Source organism: Actinocrispum sp. NPDC049592, from assembly GCF_040675465.1.
Taxonomy (GTDB): Bacteria; Actinomycetota; Actinomycetes; order Mycobacteriales; family Pseudonocardiaceae; genus Kibdelosporangium.
Window position 1 is genome coordinate 359,729 of record NZ_JBFAPA010000008.1, and the last position, 22,755, is coordinate 382,483.

The following is a 22,755-nucleotide window of genomic DNA, read 5'->3' on the forward strand; positions in this document are numbered from 1 at the left end:
TGGGATTCCCGCGGGAGTTTCCCTGTCGCTGGCACAGAATTTGCCGTTGACCGGCGGCCTACGGTGATGAGATGGAGTTCGTCGAAGGTTCACCGCCACCGCCCGGCACTCCGCCGCCCGCGCGACCGCAATGGTTCGGGCCGCCGGAGGACTTGGCCGGCGCGATCGTGCCGCTGGAGCGGGTCGTGGCGCGCCGCAGTGACCTCGGGCTCGTACTGACCCACGCCACCGTCTATCCACTGGGTTGTCAACTGCATCTCCAGTTCATTGCCCTGCGCGACTACGACGACGTCGAGGCGACGGGTCATCGGCCGGCGTTCCCGGAGATCGACACTGATGACCTGCACTTCGACCTGCGGTACCCGGACGGCGCGGTCAGCAGCACCCGCCGGTTCGGGATCGCCGGCATGGTGGACCATTTCCGGGTCGGCGGGTCACCACCAGGACCACTGTTGATGAACTTGGGCGGCGGCAGCTCCGGAGACGACCGACGGGTGTGCGGCGATCGCTCGTTGTGGATCTACCCGCTGCTCCCACCCCAGGTCTGCACATTGACCGTCGAATGGGCACGCCTCGCCGTCCCGCCGACCGATATCGAGATCGACGGCGCCGAACTGACAGCCGCCGCCAGCCGCGCCCGTCCCCTCCTGGACTAGGAGCCGGCTACCGCGGCGGGCTGGTGTCCGCGGCGGAGGGCAGCTCGTGCTGGAGCTGGAAACTGCGCACGAGCTGGTCGGTGAAGGCCCTGGGCATGGGGTCCCCGGTGACCAGTGCGCGGTAGTAGAGCGGGCCGAGCAGCTGGTCCACCGCGAGATCGACGTCCAGCCCGGCGGGCAGTTCGCCGCGGTCGATCGCACGCTGCAGCGGGACCCGGTCACGGCTGCGCTGCTGACTCAGATAGCCAGTGCGCAGCCGTTCGGCCAGTTCGGGATCGTGCTGGGCCTGGCCCGCCAGCGCACGGAACACCACTCCCGGAGCCGATCTGGTCAGGAAACGCGCGACGTTGGCCAGGTGGGCGCGCAGGTCGCTGACCAGGTCACCGTGGTCCGGCGGGGTGAGGTGCTGGGCCATGTCCTCGATGAACGTGTCCAGCAGGATGTCGACCTTGGAGGACCACCAGCGGTAGATCGTCTGCTTGGCGACCCCGGCCCGGGCCGCGATCCCCTCGATCGTCACCCCGGCGAAACCCCGTTCCACCACCAGGTCGTCGGCTGCCTGCAGGACCGCCTGGCGGGCCTGCTCACTGCGTCCATGCCGGTTGCCGTGGTGCATGACCGGACCCTACCCCGTTCTAGACAAGACGAGACGTTGCGTCTAGTCTAGCGCTCATGACAGCCATGCTGCACACACCACGAATCCGCACTGCCCTTGACCGGTTGTTCGCCGCGGCCGAGCTCGACGCCAACGTCTCCGCTCCCCCGCCGTCGGCCACCGCGCAGGAACTCGCCGACGCCATGGCAGGCGTGTACATGCCGATCTCCGCACGCGGCGGCGAGCTGCTCTACGCGCTGGTACGAGCGGTCCGCCCGCAGACCGTCGTGGAGTTCGGCACCTCGTTCGGGATCTCCACGGTCTACCTGGCTGCCGCGGTGGCCGACAACGGCACCGGGCGAGTCTTCGGCACCGAGATGAACGCCACCAAGGCCGCCGCCGCACAGTCCAATCTGGACGAGGCGGGACTCGGTGACGTGGCCACGATCCTGCCCGGCGACGCCCGCCACACCCTCGCGGACATCCCGGGACCGATCCAGCTCGTGCTGCTCGACGGCTGGAAGGACCTGTGCCTGCCGGTCCTCACCGCGCTGGAACCCCGCCTGGCCACCGGCGCCCTCGTGGTGGCCGACGACATCACCCTGCCGTCCATGGCCGGCTATCTCGACTACGTGCGCGATCCCGCCAACGGCTACGTCAGCATCGCCTTCCCGGTGGAGGACGGCATGGAGATCAGTTGCCGCGCATAGGGTTCGGTCACCACGTAACGTGCAGCGCGACCATTCGGGCCAGCTGGGCTCCGACGCAGTAGTGGACGCCGTGCCCGAAGGCCAGGTGGCCGGTCACGGCCTGGGCATTCAGCGGGGCGAACTGGCCGGGATGAGTGGGCAACAGGTGGACGAAGTTGGCGATCTCGTTCGCGGTGGTCTCGAAACCGGCGGCCAGCATCCCGAAGGCGAGCCTGATCATCTCGTCCTCGGTGAGCTGGTCGTCCTCCTCCCCGGCCAGGACCATGGCGCCTGCTCGCGGTCGTCGCCGGGCACACCCAGTAGTTCGTAGATCACTCCGATCGGCAGCGGGCGGGTGAACGAGCCAACCAGGTCTGCCGGTGGACCGGTGTCGATGATGGCGATGACCAGCTCGGTGGCGAGCCGCTGCGTGAACGGCCGGATCCGCTCCGCGCCGCGCACGGTGAACGCCTTGGTGAGCAGCCGGCGGCTCCTGCTGTGTTTGGGCGGCTCCATGTCCAGCAGGCCCATCGGCAGGGAGTCGGGAACCATCCGGGGCTGGTCGTGCATCGTGGCCTGGGCCCGGCTGAAACCCGGGTCGCCCAACACCGTCTTGACACAGAGAATCGCGCCGACTCAGCGGTGCTGGCCCAGAGCGGCGGCGGCGTCCTTCGCGAACACGAGCACGCACTTCTCGGGTTCGATGGTCTCGAACTCACGATAGGCCTCCGGATAGGCTTCCGCGCTTCCGGAGAACACTGCCTGAAGGCTGATCCGGACAACGACATTGCCGTCCCGGGCAAGAGCGACTTGCGTGGTGGGGTCGTGCGGCGCGATCGACAGACCCTCAAAACCGGGCACGTCACTGTAATCCGCCGGCTGGACCTTCCGGGCCCGATCGACCCCGGTCGCGCCGTCACCGGTGGAGTAGCGCAGGACCTGCACCGCGAGGAACAACCTGGAGTGCTCGTCCTGGAAATCGCGGTCGCATTCGGTGGCTTCGACGTGATCGCCGCTGCTGGTCCGGGCCTCGTCCTTGGTCTTCTGGAACGGGCGGGTCAGCTCGCCCACTGTCACATCGTTCAGCATGTCGCACGCGGGGATCGGCAGCCGGTACTTGTCCGGCGCGGGGACGCTCTCGGGCCGCCCGCACGCGGCTGCCAGCACCAGCACCGTGATTCCGGCCAGCCAACGCAGCATCCGCTCCCCAGTCACTCGCCGCGGATGTTACCCCCACGCAGATCGCGGCGTGGCGGGTGTGCGGCGCGTGTGGTGGCGGGTTTTATTGTGCCGGGTCATGTCTCTGGGTCCGGACGTTTTCGCCGCTGAAACAACTGAAGATGACCTGCGCGTCGCGATCCAGCTGGTCGCCGAGGTCAACGAGATCGAGGCCGGCAGGGTTGCCGAGCCGGATATGAGCTGGTTCACGCAAGTGGTGGCGTCCGGGGGTTCACTGGACAAGCAGGACTCGAGCAAGAAGAAAGAGACCCCGCTCATCAGAGCCATACATGGAAGCTGGCTGGCCGGTGGCATGCCTGGTGTGGTGAAGGTGCTCCTCGCGGCGGGCGCTGATGTCCATGCCACCGACTGGTTCAACAACACGCCACTGCATCACGCGGCCTACTACGGCGAACCGGACAGCCTCGAGCAACTGCTGCGGGCGGGCGCCGAGGTGGACGCGCTCAACGACTTCAAGTCGACCCCACTCAACGACATGTGCACGCGGTCCATCATCGAGGGCCCGGACGGCTCGGATCTGCCCTCACCCCGGTTCGCCGCGATCGCGCGGATGTTGATCGAGGCCGGTACGAACCTCGACTCCCAGGACAACAACGGCTGTACACCGTTGAACAACGTGTGTTACCGCGGCGGCGCTTCGCTGGCCCGCCAGCTCATCGAAGCGGGCGCGACCGTGGACATCCCGAACAACAAGGGCTTCAGCCCGCTGCACGCCGCCTGCGAGTACAAGCACCATCACGTGGTCTACGTCCTGCTGGAGTCGGGCGCCGACCTCAACCTCCGCGACAACTGTGGCTTTACCGCCCTGCACGGGGCCGCGGCGGTGGGTGAGAGCAGGATCGTCAGCAGCCTGCTCAGGGCCGGGGCGAACGCCGCCCTCCTCATTGACGGTGAGGGCTACGAGAAAGCCAAGCCGGGGATGACCGCCGCCGACGTCGCGTTCGCCCATGGCCACCGCGAACTCGCCGTTCAGCTGGCCAAGGCCGTACCGCAGGATCCCGGCGTCCACGTCGCTGCTCTCGTGGTCGCTGACTGCAACGGCGGTGAACCAGGACCGATCCGGGCATCGGGGCTGGCGCAGTACGTCACGTCCGGCGGCTCACTGGACACGCACAAACCCGGGCCGACCGGGTACACCCCGCTCATCCTGGCGGCAAGCGCCGGCTCGCTCGACGCGGTGAAGGCACTCGTCACGGCGGGCGCCAACATCCACACCGGCGACACCGCGAACACCACGCCAGTGCACCACGCGGCGGCCTTCGGCGAGGACCGCATCGTCGCCGAACTCGTCAAGTCGGCCCCGAGTGTGGTGCACGCCGTCAACGACACGGGCGCCACCCCGCTCACCTACGTCTGCCAGCACGCCGAAGCCGACTTGTACGCAGAATCCGAGCGACCGTCCCTGTACACATATCAAGCCACGGCCGCCGTGCGGTTGATCGAGGCGGGCGCCAACGTCGATCATCAAGACCACGAAGGCAAGTCCCCTTTGCACCACGCCAGCGCCAGCGGCCACCGCGGACTGGTCACCCGCCTCATCAAAGCAGGCGCCACCATCGACCTGACGGACGCAACCGGCGCCACTCCCTTGCACGCTGCCTGCGCAAACAAGCGCTACGACGCGGTCCGGGCCCTCCTCAAGGGAGGCGCCGACCTCAACGTCCGCGACAACCGCGGCGCCACCGCCCTGCACATCGCCGCCGCCATGGGCGCCCGGGCCCCGATCACCCAACTCCGCAAAGCCGGCGCCGATCCCACCCTCACCATCACCGGCGACGGCTGGGACAAAGCCACAGCAGGCATGACCCCCGCTCAAGTCGCAACCGCTTACGGCTACAAGAAACTCGCCGCTGCACTCGACGCCAGCCAGTGATGGTGTCCCGTGCCGCCTCACGCTGACGGCTGTGCTACGTCAGCGGCTGGTAGTCGAACCAGTCGAAGTGGACGGTGCCGGTCGAGGCGTACATGCCGATAACGCGGCCGGTGAAGCCGCCCGCCACCTCGGTGGACAGGTAGCGGCCGTCGAGGGTGGCGAGCACGATGAACGTGCCGTCCACGTCGACGCCGAACGCCACGGTGTCCGGACCCGTGCGGGGGTCGCGTGGTGACTGGACGGCAGTCACGTCGACACCCAGGACCAGCGGACCCGCCGATACCTGCCGCGAGGCCACGACTGTCCTCAGTGGACCTATTCGGGCGATGACCTTCACCTCGCCGGAATCCACCTCCATTTCGTAGTGGTGGTTCTCGTCGAGCCGGACCGCGAGGCCGCCGATGCCTTGTGCTGGGTCGATCAACGTACGTGCCCGGCAGGACAGGTGTTGCTGGCGGCGGCCCACGAACACGACATCCGTGGCATCCAGGGAACTTCCGCGGGCGTGGAGGGTCAGCCAGCCGGGCCGTTCCAGGGTCGTGCAGTGCTGGGCGGGGCGGTCGCGCAGCGACATCCAGGAGGGGTGCAGCTCGCCGAGGTCGAAGTCGTCCCGAGTGGACAGTTCGGGCCAGGGCTGGAGTGGCCATGGGGGCACGGGCATGTTCAGGTCCAACGAGGCCGCGACCGGCCAGCCGCCGACCCAGGTCACCGGCACCAGAAAGGTCTCCCGGCCCAGCACGTGCCAGCCCGGGGTGCCACCGCCCGGCCGGACGCCGAGCAACACCATCCACCAGGAACCATCCGGCCCCTGCACGAGATCCGCGTGGCCGGTGTTCTGGATAGGACGGTCCAAGCCGCGGTGGGTCAGGATCGGGTTGGCCGGACACGGTTCGAAGGGCCCGTTGATGGTCGGTCCACGGGCGATCGACACGCCGTGGCCGCGTTCCGTCCCACCCTCGGCGATGAGCAGGTACCAGTACTCGCCGATCCGGTACAGGTGCGGCGCTTCCGGCGCTTTGCCGGTACCTGACCACAGTGGACGCACCGCGCCGGAGGTCTGGCCGGTGTACGGGTCGATGCGGATCTGCTCAACGCCCGCGTAGGTGCACCAGCAGGTGCCGTCCTCGTCCCACGCGAGATCCGGGTCTATACCGGTGATCCCGGGCGCCGGAATCGGCGAGGACCAGGGACCGGCGGGGTCGGTAGCCGTCATCAGAAAGGTGCCGACGGACACATCGGTGACGATCAGCCAGAACCGGCCGTCGTGGTGGCGCAGAGTGGGCGCGTAGATCCCGCCGGACGAAGGTGTGTCCAGCGGGCGGTGCAGGGCATTGCCGATCTGCGTCCAGTGCACCAAGTCGCGACTGTGGAACACCGGCAAGCCAGGGAAATACTCGAAACTGGAGCACACGAGGTAGTAGTCGTCGCCCGCACGGCAGACGCTCGGATCTGGGTGGAACCCGGGGACGACCGGGTTGCTGAAGCCAGAAGTCATGTCAGCACCGCACAACCGCCGGGTGGCAACGAGGTCACCTGGCCGCCGGTGAGCAGATCGTGGGCGGGTTGCGGCAGGGCAACGGCGTCGGCGCGATGGTTGAGCACGAAGCGCCAGCGGCGGCCGTCCGCAGCGGAGCGGGTCACGCTCTCGACGCCGTCGGGCAGCCCGGGAAGTTCCGGGCCGACCCCGGCCTCGCCCAGCAGCCGGGCGATCAGAGCGGTGTAGGCCTCGTCACCAAGGCGAGTGGACAGATACCAACTCCGGCCGGCCTCGAAGCAATACTCCGTGAGCGCTGGGGCGTCCGCGAGCATGCCGTGCGTGTAAGTGGCCAGTGGTGAGGCGCCTTCGGTGTGCACGACTTCGCTCCAGGCGGTGGCATGCGAACCGTCGGACAGTACGATCCGCTCGTCCTGGCGCAGTGGCCGGTGCTCCTCGACGCGGATTCCCAAGGCTTCGCGCAGCGGCTGAGCCGGATAGCCACCGAGGCGAGCGTGCAGGCGTTCGTCGACAACGCCTGTGAAGTACTGCACGAGCAAAGCCCCACCACCTCCCACATACCGTTGCAGGTTCAGGGCACCAGCATCGGACAGCACGAAAAGCGCTGGAGCCACCACGAAATGGTAGCTACTGAGGTCGCCCTCCGGGTCGGCGAAGTCGACGGTGACACCCGCATCCCACAACGCCCGGTGAGCGCGGCGAAGTGTGCCGTGGTAGTCGAGTTCGGCCGAGGGGAGGCCGTCGCCGTCCATCGCCCACCAGGCGTCGGAGTCGTGCAGCACGGCCACCCGGCTGGTGACCGTCGACCCGGCCAGTTCGGCGAGCCGGGCGACGACCGCGCCGGTCTCGGTCACCTCCCGGAAGATGCGGCTGCCGGGTCCGGCGTGCGGCACAATCGCCGAGTGCCACTGTTCGGCGCCCGCGCGGGACTGGCGCCACTGGAAGAACAACGCGCCCTCCGAGCCCCGGCCGATGTGCCCGAGGGTGTGCCGCAGGATCTCCCCCGGCTCCTTGCCCAGGGTCCGATCTCCGGCATGAACCGTGCTCGGGCCCTGTTCCATCAACAGCCAAGGTCGCCCGTGGGCGAACGAACGAGCACGGTCCGCACCGAAAGCCGTGTCGGCGGCCGCGTCGAGACCCGGTGCGGCCGGGTAGTGGTCGATCGCGACGAGGTCGACCTCACGGCCTAGCGCCCACAAGTCCACGTTCTGGTAGCCGGGCAGCATGAGGTTCGTCGTCACCGGCCGGTCACTGTGGGCGCGGATGGCGTCGCGCTGCTCCCGGTACGCGGCAAGGACTTCGTCCGACCAGAACCGGCGGAAGTCCAAGGCCTGGCCGGGATTGCGATGCCACTGGGTGGCGCGCGGCGGCAGCACCTGGTCCCAGGACGTGTAGTGCTGGCTCCAGAAGGCCGTTCCCCAGGCCGAGTTGAGGGCGTCGAGTGAACCGTGGTGGGCGCGCAACCACGCACGGAACGCGGCGGCGGTGTGGTCACACCAGCAGAGCGTGGCGTACTCGTTGTGCACGTGCCACAACGCGAGCGCCGGATGATCACCGTACCGTTCGGCCAGCGCGGCGGCGATCCGGCGCGCGGCAGAGCGGTACGCGGGCGCGACAAGGCAATACGTGTCGCGGCTGCCGTGGACGAGCGTGGTGCCCTCGGGAGTGACCGGCAAGGCGTCCGGGTGCGCGTGAGTGAACCACGGCGGCGGTGAGGCGGTCGGAGTGGCCAGATCGACAGCGACACCGTTGGCCTGCAAGCGATCCAGGTGGGTGTCGAGCCAGGCGAAGTCGTAGCGGCCTTCCTCCGGCTCCAGCAGGGCCCACGCGAACACGCCGACCGTGGCGAGGTTCACCCTGGCCTGGCGCATCAGTTCGTCGTCCTGCAGCCAGACCTGCTCGTCCCATTGTTCGGGGTTGTAGTCGCCGCCGAACGCGAGGCCGCCGAGCCGGCCGGTCAGCCGCTGGGCCGTCATGCCCGTTCCTGGTTGGGCCCGGTGCTTTCCCGGACCGTCAGCACGGGGGTGAGCAGGACCAGTTCGTCGTCCGGCAGCTCGTCGCGCGCGGCCGCGGCGAGCCTGCGCATGACCTGGTCGACGGCGATCCGGCCGAGTTCCTTCGTCGGCCCGGTCACCGCGGTCAGGCGGGGTGCGTACTGTTCGGCGAGCTGATCAGGGCACAGGGCGATCACCGACGCGTCCTCGGGCACCGTCCGCCCGCTGGACCGCAGCAGGCTGAGCAGCGGGCCGATGGCGCCCTCGTTCTGCACCACGAACCCGGTGGTCTCCGGCCGGTCGGCCAGGATCCTGCCGACAGTCCCGGCCGTGCTCTCGTAGGTGCCCTCGCAGGGCCGGTGCACGAAGCGCAGACCGCGTTGCTGGGCGCGTTCGCGGAAACCGGTGAGCGTGCGCTCGGCGTAGCCGGCGTGCCGGTCGTACACGCCGGAGCCGTAACCGATGAAAGCGATCTCCCGGTGCCCCAGATCGGCCAGGTGATCCGCGCAGAGCGCGCCCGCCCCGGCGAAGTCGTGGTCCACACAGGACAGTCCACCGGGGTCGTCCGGCAGGCCGATCAGCGCCGTCTGCGTGCCCTGCTCGCGCAGCACCGGGATGCGCTGGTCGCCCAGCTCGACGTCCATCAGGATCACGCCGTCGGCCAGCCCGCTCGCGGCGACCCTGCGCACGCCGTCGGGGCCTTCGTCGTTGGTGATCAGCAGCACGTCGTAGCCGTGCTCCCGGGCGGCGACGGTGACCGAGATGGCGATCTCCATCATGATCGGCACGTAGACGTCCGCGCGCAGCGGCACCACCAGCGCCACGATGTGCGAACGGCGGCCGGCCAGCGCCCGCGCGCCCGCGTTGGGGTGGTAGCCCAGCTCGGACACGGCGCGCTCGACCCGCCGCCGGGTCTCCTCGGAGATGGCGCGTTTGCCGCTGAGCACGTAGCTGACCGTGCTCGACGAGACGCCCGCGTGCCGGGCCACATCGGCGAGTGTCACCATGGGTGGCGCTGTGCTCCCTTCTCAGCCCTTGACCGCGCCGGTGAGCACACCGGTGCGGAAATGCTTCTGCACGAACGGGTACACGATCAGCAGCGGCACCAGGGTCAACACCACCACCGCCATCTGCAGGGCCAGCGGCGCGGTCTGCGCGTGTGCCGTGCCGAAGCCCGCGTTGAGTGAGCCCGGCATCCCGTTGCCGCGGTTGACATAGGTGTACAGCACGTACTGCAACGGCCATTTCTCGCTGTCCGTCGGCATGTACAGCATCACGTTGAAGAACGAGTTCCAGTAGCCCACGGCGTAGAACAGCGCGGTCACCGCGGTCACCGCACGGGAAGTGGGCAGCACGACCGACCACAGGATCCGCCAGTCCCCGGCGCCGTCCACCCGGGCCGCGTCGATCAGGTCGGCAGACGTCTGGGTGTAGAAAGCGCGCAGCACCAGGATGTTGAACACGGACACCGCGCTCGGCAGGATCAGCGCCCACCACTGGTCGTACCCGCCGAGCCCGGTGACCACGAGGAAGGTCGGGATCAGCCCGCCGTTGACGAACATGGTCACGATCAGCAGCCCCAGCAGGAACCGGTGACCGACCGAGCGCGACCGGGACAGCCCGTAGGCGCAGAGAATCGACACCGCCATCGACAGGGCCGTCCCGACCAGCGTGATGCCGAGGCTGACCAGCAACGCCATGCGGACGGTCGGGTCCTCCAGCATCTCCCGGTAGGCCTCGAAGGTCAGCCCGTCCGGCCAGATCACCAGGCCACCGGCCCGGTTCACCGCGCCCTGGGTGGACAGGCTGGTGACCACCACGATCCACAGTGGAAGGAGGATCAGCAGCAGGAACCCGCCCAGCGTCAGCCCTTTGGCGGCCTGCCCGGCGACGGTCGGCGGCTCCTCCCACCGCGGCCGCGCGGAATGTCTCGTGTGGACATCCGGCCCGGTGCGCCGCGGCTTCGTGCCGGTGCGGTCGATCGTGAGTGTGTCGGTCATCGGCGGTACAACCCGTCCTCACCGAAGGCGTGCGCCAGTTTGTTCGCGCCCCAGATCAGCAGCAGCGAGATGACGCTCTTGAAAAGCCCCGCCGCGGCGCCGTAGCTGTAGTTGCCGGTGGCGATGCCGTAGTAGAACGAGAACGTGTCCAGCACGTCCGCGGCTTCGTGGCCGACCGCGTCCCGCTGGATCAGGAACTGCTCGAAGCCGACGGTCAGCGCGTTGCCCAGGCGCAGCACCAGCATCAGCATGATCACGCCGCGCAGGCCCGGCAACGTGATGTGCCACAACCGCCGCCACCGTCCGGCGCCGTCCACCGCGGCCGCCTCGTAGAGATCGGTGTTGATGGCGGCCAGGGCGGCGAGGAACACGATGATCCCCCAGCCGGCCTCCTTCCAGATCGCCTGGGAGGTGACCAGCAGCGCGAAGGTGTGCGGGTTGGTCATGATGTCCCAGGTGCCGATGTCGTTGCCGCGCAGGAACTGGTTGAGCACGCCCGCGCCGCCGAGCATCTGCTGGAAGACCGTGATCGCCAGCACCCACGAGAAGAAGTGCGGCAGGTACACGACGGACTGCACGAAGTTGCGGATCCGCTGCGAGATCACCGAGTTGAGCAGCAGGGCCAGTGCGATCGGGATCGGGAAGAACAGCACCAGCTGCACGAAGCTGAGGTACAGCGTGTTGTTCAACGCGCCCCAGAACAGCGAGTCGGCGAACAGCCGCGTGAACTGGTCGAAGCCGACCCATTCGCTGTTCCAGACGCCGACCAGCGGGTCGTACTCCTGGAACGCGGTGGCCAGCCCGAACAGCGGCACGTAGTTGAACACCAGCAACAGGACGACCGCGGGCACGGTCATCAGCAGCAGCGACCGGTCCCGGCGCAGCCGTACCCGCCAGCTCAGCCGGGGCCGTGCCGTGGTCACTGGGGTCGCCGTCGATGTCACTGCCCCGTGCCGTACTTGCTGAGGACGTTGTCGGTCATCCACTGGGTCAGCTTGTCGCCGCCGCTGGACTTCCAGGTCGCGATCGCGGACTGCACGTCGGCGACCTTCTTCTTGCCGTGGTAGCAGTCCTTGATGGCGTCCTCGACGGGCTGGGCGGCATCGGCGGTCGCCACCGACTGCGGCATGCTGATGTTCATGTTCCAGAACACCGGCTTGTACAGGGATTTCGCGTTGGCGGCCTGCCAGGCGGCGTAGTCCTTGGTGACCACGTCGCCGCCCGGGTTGCTGATCACGGCCCGCGGCGAGGCCAGGAACGGGAACGTCTGTGCCTGAACCTCTTTCTTGCCCGCGTCGGTGGCCGTCGGCACGCCGTTCTGCCGCGTGTAGTGCAGCCCCTCGACGCCGAAGTTGACCATTGTGTACTCGGCGGAACCGTAGGGCGCGGCCAGGTAGTTCGCGACCGCCAGCAGCTCCTCGATCTGCTCGGGCTTGAGATTGCCGTTGAGGTAGCTCAGCTCGCTGGTGGACGGGCCCAGGAACAGCTGCGGTGTGGCCTTGCCGTCGGCGGAGATCACGTTGAACGCGCCACGGCGGAAGCTCGCGGTGGCTGCGGTGCCGGACTGGTAGTCGGCGAGGTTCCACGCGCCGGTCCCGTCGCCCGTGATCAGCGTTTTGCCGGCGTAGAACCGGGTGTTGGCGTTGGACTTGTCGCCTGCCATGCCGTCCGGGTGCAGGTAACCGTTGGCCGCGAGCTTGTTGTGCCAGTCCAAGGCGTCCAGGAACTGCGGCAGCTCGTACTTGTGCACCAGCTTGCCGTTGTCGACGGCCCATTTGTTGGGCAGGCCCCACGCCGGGTACAGGTAGGTCCACACGTCGTCGAAGGCCCAGACACCAGCCTTGGCGTCGGTGAGCTCCTTGCCCAGGTTCATCAGGTCGTCGGCCGAACGCACCTGGTCGGCGGTGATGCCCTTGGCGTCGAAGATGTCCCGCCGGAAGAAGACCACCCCGGCGAGCGCGATGCTGCTGGAGAACGAGGGAATCCCGTAGAGCTTGTCGCCCCAGGCACCGGCCCGCCAGGCGCCGGTGGGGATGGCGGCGAGGTTCGGGTACTTCTTGATCTTGTCGCCGGCCAGGTACGGGGTGAGGTCGGCCAGCTGCGTGCCGGCCAGGCCGCCGACGTTGAAGTTGGAGTTCCACCAGCTCGGCAGCTGGATCCAGTCCGGCAGCTTCTTGGCCGCGGTCATGGTGGGGATGATCGTGTTGTAGTTGTTGCCGTCCGCGGGTTTCATCGTCAGCTCGACGCCGAGGGCCTTGTTCATGGCTTGGTAGAAGGCGTTCCCGGCCGGTGGCACGGTTCCCCACAGCGGCGTGACCGCCGAGTAGCTGCCGCCGCGGCCGGGAACGCCCGGCACGGTGGCCACCGGGTTGGCCGGGTAGGTCAGGAAACCGGGGTCGGTCATGATGTCGGGACCGCCGGGCACCGACGGGATGTCCGGCGTGACCGGGGAACTCGGGGCGTAGGCGGGCAGGGCCGCCTGCAGCCCGGACTCGGTGTTCGCGCCGGTCTTCTGCGCCGGGCCGCTGCCGCACGCGGCCAGCAACGGGCTCATCGCGGCGACTCCGACGAGCGAGGCACTCAGGAAGCTTCTGCGGTTCAACTCGGTACCCATGGCTCCAGCCGGCCCTTCTCCGTTGAAGTGTCGAAGCGCTTAAATAGTGTTGCGCACACTAGTAACCAACCGCTAGTCCGGCAAGAGGATGCCTCCAGCCGGGTTACCCGCGTATTGACAGTGCACCTGAGCCCGTGCGAGCGTCGAAACGCTTCACCACCGGATTCGAGCAAGGGGCCTGCCAGGTGAGTTCCCCGTCCGCGGCCGCCACCGGGCGACTGCCGTTCCGCGAGCCCGAGCGGCCGATCGGCGAGCGCGCCGACGACCTGCTCGCCCGGCTCACGCTCGACGAGCGGCTCGCGATGCTGCACCAGTACGCACCGGCCATACCCCGCCTGGGTATCGCGGCGTTCCGCACCGGGACCGAGGCGCTGCACGGCGTCGCGTGGCTCGGTGTGGCCACCGTGTTCCCGCAGGCGGTGGGGCTCGGCGCCACCTGGGACGAGGACCTCGTGCGGCGGGTCGCCGAGGCCACGTCGGTCGAACTGCGCGCCTTCCACTACCACCGGCCGCCGGTGGTCGGTACCGGTTCCACCAGCCTGCAGGCGTGGGCGCCGGTGGTGAACCTGTTGCGGGACCCGCGCTGGGGACGCAACGAGGAGGGCTACTCGGAGGATCCCGTGCACACCGCCCGCCTCGCGGTGGCCTACTGCCGCGGCTTGGCCGGGGAGCACCCCGTGTTCCTGCGCACCGCGCCCGTGCTCAAGCACTTCCTGGCGTACAACAACGAGGACGACCGCTGCACCACCTCATCGGGCCTGCGGCCAAGGGTGCTGCACGAGTACGATCTCGCCGCGTTCCGCCCGGTCATCGCGGACGGCGCCGCGACCGGCGTGATGGCCGCCTACAACCTGGTCAACGGCCGCCCATGCCACGTCACCCCGCTCATCGGCGACCTTCGCCGGGCGGCCGCGCAGGAGCTGTTCGTGGTCAGCGACGCCGAGGCACCATCCAATTTGGTCACCGAGGAGCACTACTTCGACGACCACGCCGAGGCGCACGCGGCCGCGCTCAGAGCCGGGATCGACAGTTTCACCGACCACGGCGAGGACAGCGCCACCCCGGTCGGCCGGTTGCGGGAGGCGCTGGACCGCGGCCTGATCGACGAGTCCGATGTGGACCGCGCGGTCCGGCGGCAGCTGCTGGTCCGGTTGCGGCTGGGCGAGTTCGACCCGGACCTCGACCCGTACGCGGACATCGGCCCAGAGGTGATCGACTGCCCCGAGCACCGTGCTCTCGCGTTGCGTGCCGCGACCGAGTCGGTGGTTCTGCTGCGCAACAAGGGGCTGCTGCCACTCGATCCTGCTCGTCCGCCGCGCATCGCGGTGATCGGCCCGCTGGCCGACATGCTGTGCGAGGACTGGTACAGCGGCACCATGCCCTACGGCATCACCATCGCGGCCGGGCTGGCCGAGCGCGGCGGCGAGGTGGTCCGGGTGGCCGGTTCGGACCGGATCACGCTGCGCTCCAGCACATCCGGCGAACTCCTGTGCGGGACCGCGTTCGACGTCGTGGACTGGGGCGGAGGCGTGCTGACCCTGCGGTCCGCGGGCGGCTATCTCACCCTCAAGGGCACGGCATTGCTCGCTGACCGGGAGGTGATCAAGACCTGGGACGTGCACGAGACGTTCCGCCTTGAGCCCGACGGGGACAAGGTCCTGCTACGCAGTGTCCTCACTGGACTGTACGCGGTAGTCGATCCCAGCGACGGAACGGTGAGTGTCACCGGGACGCCCGAAACCGCCGAGCGCTGGCATCGTGAGCTGCTCCGCGACGGCACGGCGGACGCCCAGAACGCCGCCCAGGCGGCCGAAGTCGCGATCGTTGTACTCGGCAACCATCCGCTCATCAACGGCCGTGAGACCCAAGACCGCATGGGCATCGCGCTTCCCGAAGCGCAGGAGGCGTTGCTGCGTGCGGTCGCCGCGGTACGACCGGAGACGGCGTTGGTAGTCATGAGCAGCTACCCGTACGCACTCGACTGGGCCGACGAGCATCTGCCCGCGGCGGTGTGGATGTCCCATGGCGGGCAGGAGACGGGCCGCGCACTGGCCTCGGTGCTGTTCGGTGACACCGATCCGGCTGGGCGGCTGCCGCAAACCTGGTACCGCGGCGACGACGAACTGCCCGGTCGCCTCGACTACGACATCATCAAGGCCGGCTGGACCTACCAGTACCACCGGGCCGCGCCGCTCTACCCGTTCGGACATGGCTTGTCCTACACCGACTTCGCCTACCGCGATCTACGGCTGTCCGCGATGTCCATGCCACAGAACGGTTCCATCGACGTCTCGGTGACGCTGGCCAACATCGGCGGACGCCGAGGCAGCGACGTGGTCCAGGTGTACGTCCGCGAGCTGAACCCCCGGCACGAGGCGCCCCGGCTGCGGCTGGCCGGCTTCCGCAAGGTCAGCCTGGCGCCCGGTGGCAGCGCGGAGGTGACCTTCCGGCTGCCCGCGGACCGGTTCGCCCACTGGGACGTCGCGACCGGCGCCTTCGTCGTCGATCCCGGCGCCTACGAGATCCTGGTGGCCCGTTCCGCCGAGAACGTCGTCCTCACGGCGCCACTCACCGTGACCGGTCCGGCCCCTGAGCCGCGCATCGTCGTCGACCGGCGCACCCTGGCCGTCGACTTCGACGACCACACGGGCGCCGAACTGGTCGACGCGAGCCGCACCACCGGTGACGCGGTCAGTTCGGCCGGGCTGGCGACGTTGTTGTTCCGATCCACCGATTTGTCCGGTGCGAGCCGGGTCGAGGCCGAGGTCGCCCGTGCCGATCGCGGGCCGGGTCCGGCGCGGCTGGAGTTCTGGGCCCAGGACCGGCTGCTGGCGGCCATCGCGGTCCCGGTCACCGACGGTCCCTACCGGTGGGCTACCGTCGCCGCTGGCCTTCCGGCGACGCGGGGAGGCGTCCATGACCTGCGGCTGGTGTTGCACGGGGGCTTCCGGCTCAGCGCCTTCCGCTTCAGCTCGCCCGCCGGAGGACAACCGCCATGCCGTTGACGGACCTGACGCTCGAGGAGCTCACCGGGTATCGCCCGCAATCGCAGGCACCGGAGGACTTCGACGCCTTCTGGGAGCAGACCCTCGCCGAGGCACGCAGCCATGGCGGGACGGTCACAACTGACCGGGTGACCGGCCTGTTGCGGACCGTCGACGTCGATGACGTGCGCTTCCCCGGCTGGAACGGTGAACCGGTGGCGGCCTGGTTGCTGCGCCCACGTGCCGCCGAGGGGCCGTTGCCCGTCGTGGTGACCTACATCGGCTACACCGGCGGCCGGGGCCGGCCCACCGATCACACGCTCTGGTCCGCCGCCGGGTACGCACAGCTCGTCGTCGACAGCCGCGGTCAGGGCCACGACACGCCGGACCGCGACGCGGGCGGCGGCACGCAGTGGGCCGAGGGGTTCATGACCCGCGGCATCGACTCGCCCGGCGACTACTACTACCGGCGCATCATCACCGACTGTGTCCGGGCGGTGGACGCGGCCGGCGAGCTGCCCGGCCTGGACCCGGAACGGGTGATCATCACCGGTGGCAGCCAGGGTGGCGGCCTCACCATCGCCGTGGCCGGGCTCGCCCGCGACCGGGTGGCGGCGGCCCTGCCGGACGTGCCGTTCCTGTGCCATTTCCGGCGGGCGGCGGACATCAGCGCCGAAGGCCCGTACGTCGAGCTGGCGAAGTACCTGCGCAGGCACAGCCAGAACCGGGTGGTCCCGACCTTCGAGACGCTGGCGTACTTCGACGGCGTCCACTTCGCACAGCGGGCCACCGCGCCGGCCCTGTTCAGCGTCGGCCTGATGGACCCGATCTGCCCGCCCTCCACCGTCTACGCGGCCTTCAACCACTACGCGGGCGCCGACCGGACGATCACCGTGTGGCCGTTCGCCGACCACGGCGGCGGCTATGGCGCCAACCCGGTCGTACAACTGGAATGGCTGAACGACCGCGGGCTCACGCCGTAGCCCGCCTTCCTCGGCCGCAGCAGCATGCCGTCCCCGGTTACCTCCACTGAGGACGGTTTGTTCGCACGTCCACCGAGAAGCGCGGTCACGGCCGCCTTGATCCACAATAGACGGTCACGATGGCCTTGACCGCCGTCACACGCGGTGCGATAGTCGAAGCGCTTCGACTCAGTCGATGCACCCTGCACCCGTCCGCGCAACGACGCCCGGAAGGAAACCCATCCATGCGTAATCCATTGCGCTCCTTGGTCTGCGCCACGGCAGTAGTGACCCTCACTCTCACAACCGGAGTGACCGCACAGGCCGCCACCTGGTCCTCATCGGACAAGTGGGCGACCTGGTCCAACGGCGGCTACACGGTCCGCAACGACGTCTGGGGCGGCGGCGCCGGCCCGCAGACGATCTGGGCCAACTCGTACAGCAACTTCGGCGTCTGGTCCGACCAGCCCAACACCGGCGGCGTGAAGTCCTACCCGCACTCGGCCAGGAACGTGGGCCGCAAGCTCAGCGCGCTGCGCAGCGTTTCCAGCAACTTCAACGTATCCAGGCCCGGCAGCGGCGCCTACGAGACGGCATACGACATCTGGGCGAACAACAACGCCTACGAGGTCATGCTGTGGATGAACAAGCAAGGTGCCGTCGGCCCCTTGGGCACCAAGCAGACCACCGCATCCGTCGGCGGCCACACCTGGGATGTCTACAAGGGAAGCAACGGGTCCAACGCCGTTTTCTCGTTCGTGCGCACGTCGAACACCAACTCCGGCTCGGTGGACGTGCTCGCCGTGCTCAACTGGATCCGCAACCGGGGCTGGTACGGCGACGTCACCCTCGGCGAGGTCCAGTTCGGCTTCGAGATCACCTCGGCCGCCGGCGGCCTGAACTTCACCAGCAACAGCTACTCGGTCTCGTTCTCCTGACCGCGCGACCCGCCAGACCCGCACTGGTGTGACAGCAGCGGAGGTCCTACCCTCGGGACCCGAAACCTCGAGCCGGAGAGGGATGCGATGAGCACCTCGTCCAACGGTGGCACGCGGCCGGTCTCGATCGCGGCGATCGCGAAGGCGGCGGGTGTTTCGGTACCGACGGTGTCGAAGGTGCTCAACGGGCGCCCGGACGTCGCCGCGGGCACCCGCGCCCGGGTCGAGAGCATCCTCGAACAGCAGCACTACCAGCGCAGGCGGGCGCGCAAGTCGTCCCGGCCGGCCCTGATCGACCTGGTGTTCCACGAGATGCACTCGGCGTGGGCCACCGAGATCATCCGCGGTGTCGAGCTGGCCGCGGCCGAGGAGCGCGCGGCCATCGTGCTGTCCGAGCTCGGCGGCGAGCACCGGCCGCGGCGCGAGTGGTTCGACGACCTGCTCGCCCGCGGCCCGCTCGGGGTGATCCTCGTCCTCGCCGAGCTGGACGCCGGCCAGCGGCTGCGGCTCACCACCCGCGGCATCCCGTTCGTGGTAGTGGACACGGCGGGGGAACCGTCGCCCGGGGTGCCGACCGTGGGCTCGGCGAACTGGGCCGGCGGGCTGGCCGCCACCCGCCACCTGCTCGGCCTCGGCCACCGCCGGATCGCGATGATCTCCGGCCCCACCGACATGTTGTGCAGCCGGGCCCGGGTGGACGGCTACCGCTCGGCACTGGAGGAGGCCGGCATCCCGGTGCGGCCCGGTTTCGTCCGGTACGGCGACTTCTACATGAACGGCGGCCACAACCACGGCCTGGACCTGCTCAGAGGCCCGGACCGGCCGACGGCCATCTTCGCCGGGTCGGACTTCCAGGCGCTCGGCGTGATGCGCGCCGCCCGCGAGCTCGGCCTGTCCGTGCCGGCCGACCTGTCCGTGGTGGGCTACGACGACCTGCCGGTCACCGAGTGGATCGGGCCGCCGCTGACCACGGTCCGCCAGCCGCTGCGCGAGATGGCCAGCACCGCGACGCACATGGTGTTCACCCTGGCCCGTGGTGAACGGCCGCCCAGCGACCGGATCGACCTCGCCACCGAGCTGATCATCCGGGACAGCACCTGCCCACCGGCCGGCTGAGCGCGGTGTCCTCTTTCGACGGTACGCCGCCTGTCCACAGTAGAGCGTTCGAAAGTTTCAGCGCTCCGGCTTGTGCGACCATCGGCCGGCCTCCCGATCGATCCGCTGGCGGGTAGGCGATATCCAGGGCAAACGCGGCTACCGATGATCCACTGAACGTGGGGTGGTTTCCGAAACTTCTCCGAAACCATTGACCACCAACGGGAGCCGCTTCGATACTGCCTGTGTCGACAGCACCCGCGCCGCTGCCGACCTGTTTCGCGCTGGTTGTCCGGTCCTCGACCGTGCGATGACCGGGCCCGGACATCACCCTGCCTGGCCGCAGTCCAGCCTCAATGAGGAGGAAACATGCACACGGACGACTCCCCTGCCCGCCCGCTCACCCGCCGGGGCTTCATCGGCGGCGCCGGCGCACTGGCCGCATCCGCGATCCTGTTGCCGGGCAACGCCTACGCCGACACGACCATCACGACGAACCAGACCGGGACGAACAACGGCTACTACTACTCGTTCTGGACCGCGGGTGGCGGCTCGGTCGCGATGACCCTGGCAGCCGGTGGCAGCTACCGGATGTCGTGGACCAACTGCAACAACTTCGTCGGCGGCAAGGGATGGAGCAACGGCAGCCGCCGGAACGTCAACTATTCGGGCAGCTTCAGCCCGTCGGGCAACGGATATCTGGCGCTCTACGGGTGGACGTCGAACCCGCTCGTGGAGTACTACATCGTGGACAACTGGGGATCGTACCGGCCGACGGGCTCGTACAGGGGCACGGTGACCAGCGACGGCGGTACGTACGACATCTACCAGACAACGCGTTACAACGCGCCTTCCGTCGAGGGAAACCGGACTTTCAACCAGTACTGGAGTGTCCGGCAGTCGAGGAGGACCGGCGGAACCATCAACACGGGCAACCACTTCGACGCGTGGGCCCGCGCAGGCATGCCCATGGGCGCCTTCAGGTACTACATGATCCTGGCGACCGAGGGCTACCAGAGCAGCGGGAACTCGGCCATCACGGTGAGCTGAAAGGACCAGGCATGCGCACAAGTTCACGGCTGTCCCTGGTCATCGGGCTGGCGGTCGCCGCGGCGAGCGTTGCCGGTCCGGCCCCGGCACAAGCCGCGCCCTGCAACGGGTACGTCGGGCTCACGTTCGACGACGGCCCGTCCAACGCGCACACCCCGGCTTTGCTCAACGCCCTGCGGCAGAACGGTCTGCGGGCCACGATGTTCAACGAGGGCCAGTACGCCGCCGCCTACCCGGCCCAGGTCCGGGCCCAGACCGCGGCCGGGATGTGGGTCGGCAACCACAGCTACACCCACCCACACCTGACCCAGCTGGGCCAGTCGCAGGTCGATTCGGAGATTTCCCGTACCCAGCAGGCGATCGCCAGCGCGGGCGGGGGCACCCCACGCCTGTTCCGGCCGCCGTACGGCGAGACCAACCAGACTGTGCAGGCGGTCGCGTCCCGGTACGGACTGCGGCAGATCATCTGGGACGTCGACTCCCAGGACTGGAACGGCGCCAGCGTCGACGCGATCGTGCAGGCCAACGGCAGGCTCACCAACGGCCAGATCATCCTCATGCACGAATGGCCCGCCAACACACTGGCAGCGATACCCCGCATCGCACAGACCCTGGCCGGCCGTGGGTTGTGCGCGGGCATGATCTCCCCGCAGACCGGCCGCGCCGTCGCGCCGAACTGACCCTGCAGTGGCGGCCGGAGCGGCTGCCGGAACCAGCTCGCCAGGCAATCCTGTTCCCGCAACGCCCTGGCGACGAGTCCGGCATCTTGCCCGCTCCGGCCGCTTCGCCATGCCTGCGGTCCGCACCGGACAAGGCGGCCGCGCCACCTTGATATCGCGCACCCATTCTGGGACCGCTCCCGGAACGAAGGGCCTCGGCGCCCATGTCACGCGGACCACCGATCATCGTTTCGTGCATCAACCAGCTGCCCATCCCCGCTGATCGCCAACACAGCCAGCGTGTATTGGGCCTGGGGTACGAATCTTGGCCCGGCTGGCGGAATGTCTTCGGACGTGCGGCCGGTTACAGTGCTATCTGGGAGCGCTCCCAGATAGCACTGCGTGAAGGAGGCTGGGATGTGGCGTTCTAGGCCGACCGGCGCGGGATACGCCCGGTCACAGCATCGATGGATGGCCTTGTCGCGGGTGCTTGCGGCCGGTGCCGGTGCGCTGCTGGTGATCACAGGGGCCCCGTGGGTCGCCGTGGCCGCGCCCGTGACCGGCAACGCCACCCACTTCGACGCGCTGGGTGCGCCGTACGGCGGTTGCGGGCTGCCGCAGGATGTCCTGGACTCGCAGGACTTCGTGGCGCTCAACGTGTACAACACCCCTGGTGACTACAGCTTCTACCCGCGGCCGCTGCCTCCCTCACAGGCGGGGAAGATCGGGTTGTGGGACAACGGCCGCAACTGTGGACGGTTCGTTCAGGTGACCATCGGCGACTACTGCACCGGCACCAACGACGGCGCACCCGGGCAGCCGTTCTGCCGCAACGGTTCCTGGATCAGCGACAGCTACAACGGCGCCACGCTGACCATGGTGGTCGCCGACAGCTGCGGCGACTCCAACGCCTGGTGCCGTGACGACCCGAACCACCTCGACCTGGCCACGCCGTCGCTCAACCGGTTCGTCAAGAACGGCGTGCCCGTCGGCGATCTCAACCCCGGGCACTGGAACAACCGGCACGTGTCGTGGTCGTTCGTGCCGAGCCCCAACTACACCGGGGACATCCGCATCGGCTTCCTGCAGGGCGCGCAGCGGTACTGGCCCGCCATCGCGGTTTCGCACCTGCCCAACGGCATTCACGGTGTGGAGTACCTGGCCGCGGACGGCTCCTGGCAACAGGCCCAGCCGGACAGTGACATGGGCGAGGCGTTCATCATCGGCCCGGCCACCACCGCGGGAACCGGCTACCAGATCCGGGTGCGGGACGCCTCGGACGCGCTGCTCAACAACGGCCGCGTCTACAACTTCACGCTGCCGAGCCAGTGCTCCGCCAACTGTTCAGCCGCCTACACCAGCGTCACCTACACCACTGGAACCGGCGACCCGACCACGCCACCCCCACCACCGCCCCCGGGTGGCTGCTCAGCCACGGCGGCGGTCACCGGCTCCTGGCCCGGCGGCTTCCAGCTGGCGTTCACGGTCAAGAACACCGGCGCCAGCGCGATCGCGGGCTGGAACACGTCGTTCTCGTTCCCGGCCGGTCAGCAACTGGCCTCCTCCTGGAACGCCACGGCTACCCAGTCCGGCCAACAGGTCACCGCGGCCAACCAGGCGTACAACGGAACCCTGGCCGCGGGCGCAAGCACCACTTGGGGCGCAACGGTCAACGGGGCCAACCAGCCACTCACCAACCTCGCCTGCGCGGCACGCCCCGCCAGCTGAGCGGTCCGTGACCGGAAACCGTCGCCGCCAAGCAGGTTTCCGGTCACGGCCGCGTTTCCCCCAGCGGATCGGGTCCCCCAGATGACCTCCCCTCGCCCCAGCCGGCCTGCAGGGCGGGGGTGTTGTTGGTGGGCCGGGCTCGCCGCCAGTGAAGTGCGACGAGCCCGGTTTTCCGGTGCGCGCA

20 protein-coding genes are annotated in these 22,755 nt (G+C 68.9%); 10 read left to right on the forward strand and 10 right to left on the reverse strand.

Translation table 11 applies throughout. The annotated features are described in order from the left end of the window. Positions 1–71 precede the first annotated feature (71 nt). A complete protein-coding gene (locus AB0J95_RS22625; RefSeq protein WP_364760907.1) occupies positions 72–656 on the forward strand; it encodes a hypothetical protein in 585 nt (194 codons plus the stop codon). A gap of 7 nt (positions 657–663) precedes the next feature. Here the strand turns inward: AB0J95_RS22625 and AB0J95_RS22630 are convergent, their stop codons facing one another. Continuing rightward, positions 664–1,272: a TetR/AcrR family transcriptional regulator gene (locus AB0J95_RS22630; RefSeq protein ID WP_364760910.1), complete on the reverse strand. Its 609-nt coding sequence runs from the start codon at positions 1,270–1,272 to the stop codon at positions 664–666. Between the two features lie 56 nt (positions 1,273–1,328). On the opposite strand from AB0J95_RS22630, the gene AB0J95_RS22635 reads away from it, so the two are divergent. Next, entirely contained in the window at positions 1,329–1,961 is a 633-nt protein-coding gene (locus AB0J95_RS22635) for a class I SAM-dependent methyltransferase (RefSeq protein WP_364760913.1), read from the forward strand. Between the two features lie 7 nt (positions 1,962–1,968). Here AB0J95_RS22635 and AB0J95_RS22640 read toward each other — a convergent pair whose 3' ends face one another. From AB0J95_RS22640 to AB0J95_RS22650, 3 genes are read right to left on the reverse strand one after another with little or no spacing between them, the layout of a single operon-like run. After that, positions 1,969–2,226 carry a hypothetical protein gene (locus AB0J95_RS22640; RefSeq protein WP_364760916.1) on the reverse strand — a complete coding sequence of 86 codons (258 nt, stop codon included), beginning with the start codon at positions 2,224–2,226 and terminating at the stop codon, positions 1,969–1,971. Beyond that, positions 2,178–2,549 carry a hypothetical protein gene (locus AB0J95_RS22645; protein ID WP_364760919.1) on the reverse strand — a complete coding sequence of 124 codons (372 nt, stop codon included), beginning with the start codon at positions 2,547–2,549 and terminating at the stop codon, positions 2,178–2,180. The genes AB0J95_RS22640 and AB0J95_RS22645 overlap by 49 nt, the downstream gene beginning before the upstream one ends. A gap of 27 nt (positions 2,550–2,576) precedes the next feature. Continuing rightward, positions 2,577–3,140, reverse strand: coding sequence for a hypothetical protein (locus tag AB0J95_RS22650; protein WP_364760922.1), 564 nt, complete (start codon positions 3,138–3,140; stop codon positions 2,577–2,579). A 97-nt stretch (positions 3,141–3,237) separates the two neighbouring features. On the opposite strand from AB0J95_RS22650, the gene AB0J95_RS22655 reads away from it, so the two are divergent. After that, a complete protein-coding gene (locus tag AB0J95_RS22655) occupies positions 3,238–5,052 on the forward strand; it encodes an ankyrin repeat domain-containing protein (protein WP_364760925.1) in 1,815 nt (604 codons plus the stop codon). A gap of 34 nt (positions 5,053–5,086) precedes the next feature. Here AB0J95_RS22655 and AB0J95_RS22660 read toward each other — a convergent pair whose 3' ends face one another. The 6 genes from AB0J95_RS22660 to AB0J95_RS22685 are packed head-to-tail and all read right to left on the reverse strand — an operon-like array spanning position 5,087 to position 13,155. Beyond that, the gene (locus AB0J95_RS22660; protein ID WP_364760928.1) at positions 5,087–6,547 is read right to left on the reverse strand and encodes a glycoside hydrolase family 43 protein; all 1,461 of its coding nucleotides are present in this window, start codon (positions 6,545–6,547) and stop codon (positions 5,087–5,089) included. After that, the gene (locus AB0J95_RS22665; protein ID WP_364760930.1) at positions 6,544–8,523 is read right to left on the reverse strand and encodes a beta-galactosidase; all 1,980 of its coding nucleotides are present in this window, start codon (positions 8,521–8,523) and stop codon (positions 6,544–6,546) included. The genes AB0J95_RS22660 and AB0J95_RS22665 overlap by 4 nt, the downstream gene beginning before the upstream one ends. Further along, positions 8,520–9,548, reverse strand: a complete 1,029-nt coding sequence (locus tag AB0J95_RS22670) for a LacI family DNA-binding transcriptional regulator (RefSeq protein ID WP_364760932.1) — start codon at positions 9,546–9,548, stop codon at positions 8,520–8,522. Before AB0J95_RS22670 ends, AB0J95_RS22665 begins: the two co-directional genes overlap by 4 nt. A gap of 21 nt (positions 9,549–9,569) precedes the next feature. Beyond that, positions 9,570–10,541 (reverse strand): carbohydrate ABC transporter permease, encoded by a 972-nt coding sequence (locus AB0J95_RS22675; RefSeq protein WP_364760934.1) that lies wholly within the window; start codon positions 10,539–10,541, stop codon positions 9,570–9,572. Beyond that, positions 10,538–11,464, reverse strand: a complete 927-nt coding sequence (locus AB0J95_RS22680; protein WP_364760936.1) for an ABC transporter permease subunit — start codon at positions 11,462–11,464, stop codon at positions 10,538–10,540. Before AB0J95_RS22680 ends, AB0J95_RS22675 begins: the two co-directional genes overlap by 4 nt. 17 nt (positions 11,465–11,481) lie before the next feature. Next, positions 11,482–13,155, reverse strand: coding sequence for a hypothetical protein (locus tag AB0J95_RS22685; protein WP_364760938.1), 1,674 nt, complete (start codon positions 13,153–13,155; stop codon positions 11,482–11,484). Between the two features lie 185 nt (positions 13,156–13,340). On the opposite strand from AB0J95_RS22685, the gene AB0J95_RS22690 reads away from it, so the two are divergent. The 7 genes from AB0J95_RS22690 (at position 13,341) to AB0J95_RS22720 (ending at position 22,571) form a co-directional block, all read left to right on the forward strand. Beyond that, entirely contained in the window at positions 13,341–16,160 is a 2,820-nt protein-coding gene (locus AB0J95_RS22690; protein WP_364760941.1) for a glycoside hydrolase family 3 C-terminal domain-containing protein, read from the forward strand. Continuing rightward, a complete protein-coding gene (locus AB0J95_RS22695; protein ID WP_364760944.1) occupies positions 16,151–17,122 on the forward strand; it encodes an acetylxylan esterase in 972 nt (323 codons plus the stop codon). Before AB0J95_RS22690 ends, AB0J95_RS22695 begins: the two co-directional genes overlap by 10 nt. 224 nt (positions 17,123–17,346) lie before the next feature. Then, entirely contained in the window at positions 17,347–18,039 is a 693-nt protein-coding gene (locus AB0J95_RS22700; protein ID WP_364760947.1) for a hypothetical protein, read from the forward strand. A gap of 87 nt (positions 18,040–18,126) precedes the next feature. Then, complete coding sequence (locus AB0J95_RS22705) at positions 18,127–19,155, forward strand: LacI family DNA-binding transcriptional regulator (protein ID WP_364760950.1); 1,029 nt, start codon at positions 18,127–18,129, stop codon at positions 19,153–19,155. A 348-nt stretch (positions 19,156–19,503) separates the two neighbouring features. Next, the gene (locus AB0J95_RS22710) at positions 19,504–20,184 is read left to right on the forward strand and encodes a glycoside hydrolase family 11 protein (RefSeq protein ID WP_364760953.1); all 681 of its coding nucleotides are present in this window, start codon (positions 19,504–19,506) and stop codon (positions 20,182–20,184) included. An 11-nt stretch (positions 20,185–20,195) separates the two neighbouring features. Next, positions 20,196–20,864, forward strand: a complete 669-nt coding sequence (locus tag AB0J95_RS22715; RefSeq protein WP_364760956.1) for a polysaccharide deacetylase family protein — start codon at positions 20,196–20,198, stop codon at positions 20,862–20,864. Positions 20,865–21,314: 450 nt separating this feature from the next. Then, positions 21,315–22,571: a cellulose binding domain-containing protein gene (locus tag AB0J95_RS22720; protein ID WP_364760959.1), complete on the forward strand. Its 1,257-nt coding sequence runs from the start codon at positions 21,315–21,317 to the stop codon at positions 22,569–22,571. The last annotated feature ends 184 nt before the right edge of the window (positions 22,572–22,755 follow it).